The organism is Aquimarina discodermiae (assembly GCF_040786235.1).
In the GTDB taxonomy this organism is placed as follows: domain Bacteria; phylum Bacteroidota; class Bacteroidia; order Flavobacteriales; family Flavobacteriaceae; genus Aquimarina.
On the sequence record NZ_JBFMKP010000017.1, the window covers coordinates 66629 to 79455 of the forward strand.

11 protein-coding genes are annotated in these 12827 nt (G+C 32.9%); 1 reads left to right on the top strand and 10 read right to left on the bottom strand.

The features are described 5' to 3' along the window. Nucleotides 1–20 precede the first annotated feature (20 nt). From ABW636_RS12480 to ABW636_RS12520, 9 genes are all read right to left on the bottom strand, one after another. On the bottom strand, nucleotides 21–1076 hold the full coding sequence (locus ABW636_RS12480; RefSeq protein ID WP_367590353.1) for a hypothetical protein: 1056 nt from the start codon (nucleotides 1074–1076) through the stop codon (nucleotides 21–23). A gap of 272 nt (nucleotides 1077–1348) precedes the next feature. After that, complete coding sequence (rfbC, locus tag ABW636_RS12485; RefSeq protein WP_367590354.1) at nucleotides 1349–1894, bottom strand: dTDP-4-dehydrorhamnose 3,5-epimerase; 546 nt, start codon at nucleotides 1892–1894, stop codon at nucleotides 1349–1351. 59 nt (nucleotides 1895–1953) lie between these two features. Beyond that, on the bottom strand, nucleotides 1954–2811 hold the full coding sequence (gene rfbA / locus ABW636_RS12490) for a glucose-1-phosphate thymidylyltransferase RfbA (RefSeq protein ID WP_367590355.1): 858 nt from the start codon (nucleotides 2809–2811) through the stop codon (nucleotides 1954–1956). A 132-nt stretch (nucleotides 2812–2943) separates the two neighbouring features. Further along, nucleotides 2944–3957: a dTDP-glucose 4,6-dehydratase gene (rfbB, locus tag ABW636_RS12495; RefSeq protein ID WP_367590356.1), complete on the bottom strand. Its 1014-nt coding sequence runs from the start codon at nucleotides 3955–3957 to the stop codon at nucleotides 2944–2946. A gap of 2 nt (nucleotides 3958–3959) precedes the next feature. Continuing rightward, nucleotides 3960–4934 (bottom strand): type I phosphomannose isomerase catalytic subunit, encoded by a 975-nt coding sequence (locus tag ABW636_RS12500; RefSeq protein WP_367590357.1) that lies wholly within the window; start codon nucleotides 4932–4934, stop codon nucleotides 3960–3962. A gap of 34 nt (nucleotides 4935–4968) precedes the next feature. Next, nucleotides 4969–5970: a hypothetical protein gene (locus ABW636_RS12505; protein ID WP_367590358.1), complete on the bottom strand. Its 1002-nt coding sequence runs from the start codon at nucleotides 5968–5970 to the stop codon at nucleotides 4969–4971. 6 nt (nucleotides 5971–5976) lie between these two features. After that, complete coding sequence (locus ABW636_RS12510) at nucleotides 5977–7671, bottom strand: DUF6909 family protein (protein ID WP_367590360.1); 1695 nt, start codon at nucleotides 7669–7671, stop codon at nucleotides 5977–5979. 22 nt (nucleotides 7672–7693) lie between these two features. Continuing rightward, complete coding sequence (locus tag ABW636_RS12515) at nucleotides 7694–9193, bottom strand: GH3 auxin-responsive promoter family protein (protein WP_367590361.1); 1500 nt, start codon at nucleotides 9191–9193, stop codon at nucleotides 7694–7696. Between the two features lie 100 nt (nucleotides 9194–9293). Beyond that, nucleotides 9294–10163, bottom strand: a complete 870-nt coding sequence (locus ABW636_RS12520) for a M23 family metallopeptidase (protein WP_367590362.1) — start codon at nucleotides 10161–10163, stop codon at nucleotides 9294–9296. 208 nt (nucleotides 10164–10371) lie between these two features. On the opposite strand from ABW636_RS12520, the gene ABW636_RS12525 reads away from it, so the two are divergent. Next, nucleotides 10372–10560 (top strand): twin-arginine translocase TatA/TatE family subunit, encoded by a 189-nt coding sequence (locus ABW636_RS12525; protein ID WP_367590363.1) that lies wholly within the window; start codon nucleotides 10372–10374, stop codon nucleotides 10558–10560. 96 nt (nucleotides 10561–10656) lie between these two features. Here ABW636_RS12525 and ABW636_RS12530 read toward each other — a convergent pair whose 3' ends face one another. Beyond that, nucleotides 10657–12783 carry a Tex family protein gene (locus tag ABW636_RS12530; RefSeq protein WP_367590364.1) on the bottom strand — a complete coding sequence of 709 codons (2127 nt, stop codon included), beginning with the start codon at nucleotides 12781–12783 and terminating at the stop codon, nucleotides 10657–10659. Nucleotides 12784–12827 lie beyond the last annotated feature (44 nt).

Consider the following 12827-nt stretch of genomic DNA (forward strand, 5'->3'; position numbering starts at 1 on the left):
TATATTCTTCCTTCACTAAATTATATTACTATTTTCTTATGATTGTAATTTATTATAAACTTATTTAATTCAATCAATGCTAAAATAAAAAATAAAAGTACAATCAATACTAAGGGCATTACTATGATTTTTTTTCTTAAGAAATCATTAACAAGTGCTCCCCTAAAAGGAAATTCTGAGATAACATTTATGGTATTTTTTGTATTCGCCTTTTCATTATTAATTTCTACTTTTTCATCTTTTAATTCTCTTGCTTGTCTAAGTAATTCAATTTCTACAGCATTTTCTGTTTGATTTTCAGCTAAACTAATACTAGTTGTTCTTCCATCAGGTTTTTGTGCTTCAAGAATCTTAAGTTTTTTATAAAATTCTTGTAAACCCATAATTTCTTTTTGTTGTTGAATAATTATTGAATCTTTAACGGCGATATTTCTATCGTTTATTTCTTTTTGTAATGTAAAGTATTCATTATACTCTATAGATGTTACAATTGTTTTTTGGCATTTTCTTGCAATTTCTGGATTTGAAGCTTCAATTTCTATTTTATGAAACTTTGCATTAATGTTATTAAAGTTTTCTAGATAATCTTTATAATCTACTTGCTTTTGAGAAATTGAATCTAATTCACTAATAAATTCGCTAAACTGTTTGATGCGTTGTGTTTGATCAGAAAATGATTCAATTCTAATATTCTTAATATGTTTGGCCTCTTCATCACTAATCATGAAAGCTTCTGCTAAAGCCTTGGTCTCCTCTTGCTTAGCCAATTGATTATAGAATTCTATATTGTTATACAATTGTTGGGCACTATTAAAATTCGGTTCTATAATCATTGAAGATCTATAAATTGGCAATGATTTACTATCTAAATAAGCTCCAAATATGGCTCCAATAATAGTGGCTAAAATAAATTTCAAAAAATGTGTTCTCAAAAACTTAAGAAACAACATTATTACATTAAAAATACGTTTGAAAAAGTATTCAATAGATCGAAAAAACTTATTTAATGCTTTTCCTACCTGTTCAAATAGTTGTCCTAAATCAACCTCATCAGATGTGTTCTGTCTTGTTTCCATAACCCAATTTTAGTGTTCAAGAGCAACATGATAGATGCTCTATATTAAATCCTTTTTACTGTCATTTAAATCCCTACAACGCAAAAAACAAAGGCATAGTGCTAGTGCAATTGTTGTTAAAGGCTTTTAAACTTGTTTTAAAATATTAGTATTGGTTAGGGTAGGAATAACCAAATAATTAAATACATTTTTTGTATTTATTCTAAAATGGGTAGAATGTTTCTATTCAGAAACGGAAGCAAACTTATCAAAAAAAGTTGAGCCTGCAAATTTTATAATTTTAAATTTTTAAGAAAAGGTAATTCTTTATCCTTTGAGGATAGTTGAATTTCAGAAACATCTAATTTCCAATCAATAGAAAGATTAGGATCATCATACCTGATACCAGATTCTGATTCTTTATGATAATAATTGTCACATTTATATGCAAAGATTGCGTTTTTGCTTAATGTAATATATCCATGTGCAAATCCTCTTGGAACAAATAATTGAGTGTTGTTTTTATCATTTAACACAATAGAAAAATGCTTTCTAAACGTTTTGGAACCAGGTCTTAGATCTACTACTACATCCAATACTTCTCCCTGAACAACTCTAACTAATTTAGTCTGAGCATATTCTCCTGTTTGAAAATGAAGACCTCTAAGCACTCCTCGTCGTGATGCTGATTGATTATCCTGTACAAAATGAATTTTTAACCCCGAAACCTCTTCAAAAGCTTTTTTAGTAAAACTTTCAAAAAATGTTCCTCTTTCATCTTCAAATACCCTAGGTATAATACTAAAACAATCTTGTAATGGGGTTTGTATAATTTTCAATTTGTGTGCATTTATTTTTATGGATTTACTCCTTTTTAAGTGTGTAAAAATAGCTAAATTTAGTCCAAACGTAATAGATACTCTCCGTACCCACTTTTTAGTAATGGTTTTGCCAAATCCTGAAGTTGGTTTTTATCTATAAACCCTTTTTTATAAGCTACTTCTTCTATAGCACCTATTCTAAGTCCTTGCCTTTCTTCTATCACTTGTACAAATTGCCCAGCCTGCATTAATGAATTAAAGGTACCTGTATCCAACCAGGCTGTTCCTTTATCCAAAATGCTGACCTTTAATTTTCCTTGTTTAAGGTACGCATTGTTGACGTCGGTAATTTCTAATTCGCCGCGTTTACTTGGCTTAATAGATTTTGCAATTCCTATTACTTCATTGTCATAAAAATAAACCCCAGGTACGGCATAATTTGATTTTGGCACAGTGGGCTTTTCTTCAATTGAAATTGCTTTTCCGTCGGCATCAAATTCTACTACTCCATATCGTTCGGGATCCTGGACATGATAGGCATATATAACCCCTCCTTCAGGGTCATTGTTTCCTTCTAAAAGGCCTTCTAACCCAGATCCATAAAATATGTTATCTCCCAAAATCAAAGCTACCTTATCATTTCCTATAAATTCTTCTCCAATAATAAAAGCTTCTGCCAATCCGTTAGGTTGATCCTGTACTGCATATTCAAACCGACAACCGTATTTTATACCATTGCCTAAAAGCTTTTCAAATAAAGGTAAATCTTGTGGAGTTGAGATAATTAGGATTTCATTAATTCCTGCAGATATTAATGTTGAAAGTGGATAATAAATCATGGGTTTATCATACACTGGCATCAATTGCTTACTAATAGCCAATGTAAGTGGATGCAATCTTGTGCCCGATCCTCCTGCTAGTATGATTCCTTTCATTATTTTTTCTTTTTTCCGAAGTCGGAAGACCGAAGCCAGAGGTTTACCTTTAATAATTGAAGACTAAATATAAAAATCATTCCTTTAAACATTAGTGTTGACACTACATGTTTTAAAATCAAATGTGAAAACTTAATACTCATACTTTTTTAGATACCATTCAATAGTTTTCTTAATTCCTGATTCAAAATTTTCTTCTGCATTCCATCCCAATTCATTTTCGATCTTTGAAGCATCTATTGCATATCTAAAATCATGACCTGGTCTATCAGTAACAAAAGTAATAAGATTTTGGTAGGATTCTTTATTTCCTCTGGGAACCAAGATATCCAAAATCTTGCAGATAGTATTGGCTATGTATATGTTTTCTCTTTCGTTTTTTCCTCCAATATTATAGGTTTCTCCTAATTTCCCTGTCTGAAGTGCCAATTCTATTCCTTTGCAATGATCTAACACATATAACCAGTCACGTATATTTTTTCCATCTCCATATATAGGTATATTCTCTTGAGCCAATGCTTTTCTTATTATTGTCGGAATCAACTTTTCTTCATGTTGTCTGGGACCATAATTATTCGAGCAATTTGTAGTCACAACTGGTAATCCATACGTATGAAAATAACTTCTTACCAGCATATCTGAAGAAGCTTTTGAGGCGCTATAAGGACTGTTAGGCGCATAAGGAGTTGACTCTGTAAACAAACCATTTTTACCCAATGTGCCATATACCTCATCGGTAGAAATATGTAAAAAACGTGCTTGTTCGAACCCAGCATTTATTTGATTTGGAGCACTCATCCAGGTTTGATAAGCTGTTTGAAGCAAATTAAAAGTTCCTGAGATATTGGTGTCAATAAAAGCTTTTGGACCTGTAATAGAATTGTCCACATGAGATTCTGCTGCAAAATGAACAACTGTATCAATCTTTTGTTCTAAAAATATTTTTTTGAGTAAATCACGATCACAGATATCTCCTTTAATAAAAGTATAGTTACGACTATCAACAACATCAATATTAGCTAGATCACCGGCATACGTTAGTTTATCCAAATTAGTAATTTGATAACCAGAGTTATCTGAAATATAGTTTATAAAATTAGATCCTATAAATCCCGCTCCTCCAGTTATTAATATTTTTTTTTGCATTACTATTTGATATAGACTTCTAAAAATTGCACCCCCTCTGTATCACCGACAATCGTGATATTATTAATTTTTGCAGGAATCAAAACGGTTTCACCAAATGCAACTTCGAGAGAAAAATCATTATTGATTATTGTACCTTCTCCCTGGATACACATCAAAATTTTAAATGAGTCTAGCTGGCTATAGTCTCTTTCAAGAGATGCCGTAACTTCTAAAAACCCCGTAGTAAAGTAAGGTGATGATATAATATTATTAATCTGATTTTCTGTTCTGTCATAGCTCAATCTAAACGACTTATCTGCATTATAATCCAAAGCATCCAAAGCTTGTTCTGTATGCAATTCTCGTTGATTACCTTGCCCATCTTTTCTGTCCCAGTCATACACTCGATAGGTGATATCAGAAGTTTGTTGAATCTCTGCAATAAGTGATCCACCTCCTATAGCATGAATTGTTCCCGCTTTTATAAAATAACTATCTCCTTTTGATATATTTTCAAAATTTAGCAATTCTGTTATTTTACCTTTTTCCAGATATGATTCATACTCTTCTTTGGTGGTTTCGTTGTTAAATCCAACAATCAATCTTGCATCTGTATCGGCCTGTACAACATACCACATTTCCGTTTTGCCGAAAGAATTATGTCTCCTCTTTGCAAGTTCATCATTTGGGTGTAATTGTACTGATAAATCCTGTTTAGCATCAATGAATTTAATCAATAAAGGAAACTGATCTCCAAACTGTTGATATACCTTTTCTCCTACTATTTCGGCCTGATATTCTTTTATAAGAGTATCTAGTTTTTCTCCTTTAAGATTTCCATTAGAAATTATAGATATATCACTACCCACAGTTGATATTTCCCAACTCTCACCAATGCCATCTCCCGATGTAGGCTTATTAAGTACAGTTTCTAATTTATTCCCTCCCCAAATTTTTTCTTTTAAAATGGGTTGGAATTTTAAAGGGTATAACATTTCTTTTATTTATTAAATCTTTAAAAATAGTAAACTATTGTTCTTCGTTTACAAAATTAAGCACCGCTCTTGCCCCGTATATAATCAAAAACACCAACAAAGCAAGTCCAACAAGTACAATTGGTAATATCACAATGAATCTATATATCAGTCTTTTCTTAACCGAAACAATCTCTCCATAATCTACAATCGACATAATTTCATTATCCCATTTAATAGCTCTTTCCAATTTGGTAATTGATTCTATTAAGGTTCTTTTTTGTTGCAATAAGGATGCTACCACGGTTGGTATATCGTCTTTGGTATTTGCCAATAAAACAACTTCATTTTTTTCTTTAGTAGGATTTTTACCTAAATTATCTAAGTATTCGTTTACAAAATTTAATGTATTCTTATCCCTTTCTAAGTTAATTTTGTTTTGTGCAATTACTAAATCTATTTTACTCCTATAATAAGAGTTTGATTTTAAATACTTTACAGTTTTATCTATAATTTTAGTAGTGCCTTCACTAGTATTTCTAAAAACAAATATCAATTTGTGATGTCTGTAGAAATCCTTAAACTTACTATCTTCTAGTTCTCCTTCTTCATAAGCTTCCATTACATCCTCAAAAAACTCTTTTTTGTCATAGTGTCTTTCTACATAATCCAATACATCATTTCCTTTAATCATCGGTTCTATACGAACCTCTACTAGATTATTAATATCTTTCCATTCTATTTGCGCCTTCTTAAAGAAAAATCCCTCTTTAAAATTTTCATCCAACTCCTTGATAAAATCATATATATACTTTATACTTCCATACTTTGGCTCTATAATAACCTCATGTACATAACCATCTGTTATTCCCCTGTTCTGATCAATAAAATATCCAGAAAAAGCTCCTACAACAACTAAAATAATCAATAAAATTGCTTTTTTTATAAAAAAAGAAATAAGAGAGATTACCCCTTTTAAGAATTTTCTAAATACATTTTTAACCAAACCAAAAACTTGCATTAAATCTATTTCTTCGTTTGAATTTTCGTTGCTCATAAAAAACTATCTTTCTTTAAATATTTGTTCTATTATTTTTTCGGTAATAAGATATGTAGGTTTCACTCCTGTAGTACCTAACCCTCCAGAAGCCAGAGTGCTTCCTGTTTCTAATGGATTATCAGATGCATAATATGCGTATCTTACTTTTACATCTGGGCTTATACTTCCTCTTAGTTTAGAGGCAGATTGTATTGCTTTTTGATAATGCGCACCTTCCATTTCTAAACCAATGACATTCCAGGTAGAATCATGAAAGAACTTTAATATATCTCTGTTTTGTAATGACGTTCCAAGAACAGTGATCATAGCACCATCATAAATATCAATACCATTACCTTCTAATTCTTCTTTTATAAGTTGATTGTCAAATGGGTAATTATCTGCTGTTCCTTCAAAAACATGTGCAGACGGTATCATGATGTCGCCTTTTCCTCCTTCTAATATACCTGCTTTACCCATTATAGAAATGGATTTTACATTGATATGGGTTTTAACACCTACGGTATTCATATAAGGTTTTAAAAGCTCATCCATCGTTTCATAAGCCTGCTCTCCAAATGCATAATCCATTACAATGATCACTGGTTTATCTCGCTCATCTACGTCTGCAATCTGATCGCTATAAATATTATCTACGTATTTTGCTGTATCGAATAGTTGTACATTGATATTGGCGCCACTTTCGTCTTCGATATAGGTCATGCCATACTTTTGTGCTGTTTTTCGCACTTTTGCTCTTAGACGTTCATTTTTATCCTCGCTAAGTAACTCATAGATCTCAAAAACACTTTTATTTTTAAGTTCTGTTTTTAGGGCCGTTGGTACATATAGTGTATTCATTACACTATGCATATTAGCACTAATAATATGAATTGGGCGATCGAGTAATTTGAGTTCTTCAAGTTTACTTTTTACCGTATTGGCCCATATTTCTCCATGAATATGATGTCCTAGTCTTTCTCTTAACACCGGACTAAAAGAGACAAGTCTCTTATTGTCATGGACAGATTCATCGATTGCCAATTTACCCAACCAATAAATAATATCTAAAAACCGTTCCTTATTTTCTGGACAAGAAAAATCATTGTATACCGATGAAACTTCTTTAAAAGTTCTTCCTAGAATATTGGCGGTATGTGTTAGCGCAACTTCTCTTTCTGCTTTAGTAAGTTCTTCTTTAGAGGTAACCGCTTTTTCTAATTTTTCCCAGTCTCTGGTTACACTACCCTGTTCATTAATTAAAACACGATTCATGATTTTGTGAGACTCTATGAATAAGAAGGTAAGATGAGTAAGAATATCATATATTTCTGATCGACCTCTAGTAATCTCGATATTCATCTGTTCCTCATCAATACGGTAGCAGTTTCTACGCCTTTTTGGAGGAACAATTGCCTTGAAATGAGAATCTTTATAGCCTTCTTCACTTGTAAGATTGATATATCTACATTCTTCTATACCAAATGGTAAACGATCAATTACATATAATAAACCATTCAGCTCTACTTTTTCTTCTGCTACAGATCCATAAATTTCTGGACAAAGAATTAACAATGCTTCTCGCAATGTGTCTCCAGAAACCCCCATGGGTTTATAAAAGCCTCTATTAAACAAATGTCGCATGGTAATGTACATGCGTTCTATCGCACTAGAACTTTCTTGTGCTCTGGTTCTTCCTTGTCGTATTTGATTTGCCATAAATTTCTGTAACAAATATAAGTTATTTGTCTATCATAGTGGTGAGGGCATCGGCAATATTTCTGTCATTAGAAAGTCTGGGTAATTTATTTTGTCCACCCAATTTTCCTATAGACTTCATATAATTTTTAAACCCGTCTTTAGGCACTCTGGTTATTCTTAATGTTTTCAAGATATTACCTTCGATTAAATCGTCATAATACGAATTTTGTTTCCTAAGTGAATTATCTATTTCCTTTATTAATTGCTCGAGGTTATCTGGAGATTCTTTAAATTCTATAAACCATTCATGATATGGTAGTTCTCCATCATCTGGATTTACCTGTGGTGCTACAGTAAAATCATTAATCAATATTCCTGTAGCTTCTGATGCCTCTTTTAACGCCTGATCTACTTCTTTACCTATCACATGTTCTCCAAAGGCCGAAATAAAATGTTTTATTCTTCCTGATACTATAATTCTATAAGGATCGGTGCTTGTAAACATAACGGTATCTCCAACATTATAAGCCCAAAGCCCTGCATTGGTAGAAATTAGCATTACATAATTAATTCCTTTTTCTATTTCACCTACCGTTAATCTTTTTGGGTTTTCTTCAAAAAATTCATCTGCCTTTACAAATTCATAGAAAATACCTGCATCTAATTGCAGTAACATTCCTTTTTCATTTTGTTGGTCTTGAAATGCAAAAAAACCTTCAGAAGCCGGGTATAATTCTATTCCTGCTACTTTTCTGCCTATTAATTTCTCGAATGTTTTTTTATAGGGTTCAAAATTCACACCGCCATAGATAAACAACTCGAACCCTTTAAAAAGCTCTCCTATATTTTTATTGGTTTTTTGTTGTAACTTTTCGAAATACATCTGCACCCAAGGAGGTATCCCACTAATTACTGTCATATTTTGATTGACAGTTTCTTCTACAATAGCATCTACTTTTTGTTCCCAATCCTCTATACAGTTAGTTTCCCAACTTGGCATTCTATTTTTTTGAAGGTACTTAGGAACATAATGCGCTACAATACCCGATAACCGACCTAATAGAATTCCGTTTTTTTGATCCATCTCAGGGCTTCCTTGTAGAAATATCATTTTACCATCTACAAAATCTGTTTTTCCTGTCTCTTCGATATAACACAAGATTGCATTTCGTGCTGCTCTTATATGAAATGGCATAGATTCCTTGGTAAGTGGTATGTACTTTGCCCCGCTTGTGGTTCCAGAAGTTTTTGCAAAGTATAGCGGTCTTCCTGGCCAAAGTATATCATTTTCGCCTGCTACCGCTCTAGTAACATATTCTTTTAACGCTTCGTAATCTCGAATAGGTACTCGCTCAGAAAAATCAGAAAATGTTTTAATAGCTCTAAAATCATGATCTTCACCAAATACTGTATTTTGAGCCGTTTTAATCAAACTCTTAAAAACCCGTTCCTGAGTTTTTACTGGATTTGAAGCCCATTTATTAATTTTTTTACGAATGCGTTTGGCAAATACTTTTGCACCTAATGTTTTTAGAGACATCTATTTAATTTCTGGTTTAATCAAGATCGTATTCGAAGTTTTTTTGGTATCCAAACTAGAGAAAATTTGTGTCAATTTCCTATTAACACATTGCAATATATTATTCAAAATCAATAAAATTTGTTGGGTCTGTAGGATATCCATCTCTCCACAATTCAAAATGTAAATGAGGCCCCGTAGACAACTCGCCCGTAGAACCTGCCGTTGCAATTACCTGCCCTGCTCTTACCTGTTCTCCTTGTTGTTTGGTTAAAGAAGCATTATGTTTATATACCGTAAGCAAATTATTTCTGTGCTTTAGAATAATCACATGACCTGTCTCTGCTGTCCATTCAGAAAAAATTACAGTGCCAGAAGAGGCTGCTTTTACAGGGGTGTCTTTAGGAACCGCAATATCGATCCCATAATGCTTTTCATTAATATTATATTCAGAAGTTATATTTCCTTTTACCGGCGGAAATAAGGAAAAATCAGAATTTAGTTTTTCACTTTCAAATAAGTTATATTTATCTTCTTTAGATACTTCTTCCCGAAGCTGAATATCTTCTTCAGAAGGTTTAAGATCTATTTCTTCTGGGTTTAATTTTTGAGATTGTACTGCAGAATCTACATCAAACTCAACCGTTTTTACATCTCCTTTAAGGACTTTGCTAATAGAAGCATAGTATTGTTGATTTATGTGAATTACCGATTCTAAAGAATCTGTAGTAGTCACTAATCTCGTTGCCTTAAGGTTTAATGAAGTAGAAGAATATCCCGGTATATATTCTCTAAGAGGTGTAAACGCAATTAAAAAAATGGTTCCAGAAATTAATACTATCGAAGTTATGGTGACCATTACAAATACATTAAGTCGATTTAATTTGAACGAAATTCGTTCTTCAAAAGTATCTTCGTTAAGAATTACCAAACGATACTTATTAAGTAATTTTCTGGTTATTTTCTTTTGTTCTTTTTTCTTTTTTGCCATAGTCTACAGCTACACTATTTTGCCTTTGTAAGCCTTTTAATAAGAACCCTTGATGCTTAAAGCGGGTTAAAAAGCAAATATACGTATTCTAACGATATGTAAACAGAACGTTTTTAACAGTCAAATGTTTGATCAAACGTTATTTTAACTCCTAAAATCATGGTGTTTCGTCATTTCTTGCTAACTTTGTACTCTAATTATAAAGATCATGATGTTATCCAGTATATTTTTAGGAATAATGGGCCCTTGGCAAATTGCTCTAATTGTAGTGATTGTATTACTTTTATTTGGAGGAAAAAAAATTCCAGAATTAATGAGAGGCCTTGGTAGCGGTATCAAAGAATTTAAAGACGCTTCTAAAGAAGATGAAGACCCAAAAATTGACGAAAAAAAATAATTTTTGATTCAAAACATATAAAAAACCCAGTTCTTACGAACTGGGTTTTTTTATACTTCTTCAAATCATCTTTATAATAGATACTATCCCAAACAATTAATCTATAAGGGATAACTGAATTCGTTTTCTTGCAATATCTACCTCGATCACAGTCACCATCAAATGTTGGTGCAATTGTACTACTGCATTTACATCGCTAATATATTCGTTGGCTAGTTTTGAGATATGCACCAAACCACTTTCTTTGATTCCTATATCTACAAAACAGCCAAAATTGGTAATGTTGTTTACAATACCTGGTAATTTCATTCCGGTTTTGATATCATCGATGGTCTTTACATTAGGATCAAACTCAAAAACCGTTACTTTTTTTCTAGGATCTACTCCTGGCTTTTCTAACTCTTTTACAATATCTGTTAAAGTAGGTAGTCCCACCTCATCGGTAATATATTGTTGCAACTTGATTTTTGAGATCGCTTCTTTGTTCCCTATCAGCTCACTAACAGGTACACCTGCTTCCTTTGCCATTTTAGAAACCAAACGATACCTTTCTGGGTGTACCGCAGAATTATCCAAAGGGTTTTTAGGGCTTGTAATCCTTAAAAAGGCTGCAGCTTGTTCAAAAGCTTTCCCTCCTAATCGTGGTACTTTTTTTAATTCTTCTCGGGATTCTAACCCTCCTTTTTCTGATCGATATGCTACAATATTTTCTGCCAGTTTCTCTCCAATCCCAGAAACATAACTCAATAAAGGAACACTTGCAGTATTTACATTAATCCCAACACTGTTTACACAGCTCATCACTACAGTATCCAATTCATTTTTTAGTTTACCTTGGTCTACATCGTGTTGGTATTGCCCTACTCCAATTGCTTTTGGATCAATTTTTACCAACTCTGCCAAAGGATCTGCCAATCTTCTACCTATCGATACGGCCCCTCGAACTGTAACATCATAACTGGGAAACTCTGCCCTTGCTATTTTGGAGGCAGAATAGACAGAAGCTCCGCTTTCGTTCACCATAAATACTTGAACAGCATTATCAAATGGAATCTTTTTTATAAAAGCCTCTGTTTCTCTGGCTGCAGTACCGTTACCAATTGCAATTGCTTCTATTTTATAGGCATTTGCCAGCGATCTAATTTTTTTGATCGCTTCTGTGGTTTGTCGTTGTGGTGGATGAGGATATATATTTTCATTATGCAATAAATCTCCTTGCTGATCTAGACAAACTACTTTACAACCCGATTTAAATCCAGGATCCAATGCCAATATCCTTTTTTGCCCCAGTGGAGAAGCTAATAGCAGTTGCTTCAAATTTTGAGCAAATACTGTAATCGCTTTATCATCTGCTTTTTCTTTGGCAAGATTAAGCACCTCTGTAGATAAAGCAGGGGTTAATAATCGCTTATAAGCATCAGAAATAGCCAAAAACATATGATCTGTGCAAGCTTCGATATTGGTTTTGATCATTACATCATCGATAATATCAAGGGCATCATTTTCTGGTACAGAAATTTTTACCCGCACCACTTTTTCATTTTCGGCTCTTAAAATAGCCAGCAACCTGTGCGAAGGGCATTTATGCAATGGTTCATCCCAATCAAAGTACTGTAGATATTTTTGTGACTCTTCTTCGTCTTTTTTAGTTTTAATTACTGTAGAAGTAATCGCTGCTTTGCGTTGATACAACCTTCTCAGTCTATTTCTAATTTTTTCGTCTTCGTTGATCCATTCTGCAATGATATCTCTTGCCCCTTGCAATGCCAGTTCTTCTCTGGTAATCGTATCGTTTAGATATTTTGAAGCTACAAAAAGAATTTCTTCTTCTCTTTGTTCCATAATAGTTTTTGCCAACGGCTCTAAGCCTTGCTCTTTGGCGGCACTTGCTCTAGTCTTTCTCTTTTTCTTATAAGGTAGGTATAAATCTTCTACAAGAGTAAGAGTCTCTGCTCCTCGAATTTTATTTGTCAATTCTGGGGTAAGGGCTCCTTGCTCTTCGATACTAGCTAATACACTCTCTTTTCTTTTTTGCAAAACTTCAAAAGCAGTTTTATACTTTACAATCTCACCAATAGCCACCTCATCAAGATCACCAGTAGCTTCTTTACGGTACCTCGAGATAAACGGTATCGTAGCTCCGTCTTCTAGAAGAGCCACCGTTTTTGTGATTTGTTTTTCTGAAACAGGTATTTGCTTTGCTATAAAAGAAACAACATTCATATTCGTATAATTTTAGAATCGCTAAATATACTACCAAAATTAAA

Excerpts from the sequence above, each read along its gene's own strand:
- ABW636_RS12480 (WP_367590353.1), bottom strand. The coding sequence starts at position 1,076 with ATGGAAACAAGACAGAACACATCTGATGAGGTTGATTTAGGACAACTA.
- rfbA (WP_367590355.1), bottom strand. The coding sequence starts at position 2,811 with ATGAAAGGAATCATACTAGCAGGAGGATCGGGCACAAGATTGCATCCA.
- rfbB (WP_367590356.1), bottom strand. The coding sequence starts at position 3,957 with ATGCAAAAAAAAATATTAATAACTGGAGGAGCGGGATTTATAGGATCT.
- ABW636_RS12500 (WP_367590357.1), bottom strand. The coding sequence starts at position 4,934 with ATGTTATACCCTTTAAAATTCCAACCCATTTTAAAAGAAAAAATTTGG.
- ABW636_RS12505 (WP_367590358.1), bottom strand. The coding sequence starts at position 5,970 with ATGAGCAACGAAAATTCAAACGAAGAAATAGATTTAATGCAAGTTTTT.
- ABW636_RS12510 (WP_367590360.1), bottom strand. The coding sequence starts at position 7,671 with ATGGCAAATCAAATACGACAAGGAAGAACCAGAGCACAAGAAAGTTCT.
- ABW636_RS12515 (WP_367590361.1), bottom strand. The coding sequence starts at position 9,193 with ATGTCTCTAAAAACATTAGGTGCAAAAGTATTTGCCAAACGCATTCGT.
- ABW636_RS12520 (WP_367590362.1), bottom strand. The coding sequence starts at position 10,163 with ATGGCAAAAAAGAAAAAAGAACAAAAGAAAATAACCAGAAAATTACTT.
- ABW636_RS12525 (WP_367590363.1), top strand. The coding sequence starts at position 10,372 with ATGATGTTATCCAGTATATTTTTAGGAATAATGGGCCCTTGGCAAATT.
- ABW636_RS12530 (WP_367590364.1), bottom strand. The coding sequence starts at position 12,783 with ATGAATGTTGTTTCTTTTATAGCAAAGCAAATACCTGTTTCAGAAAAA.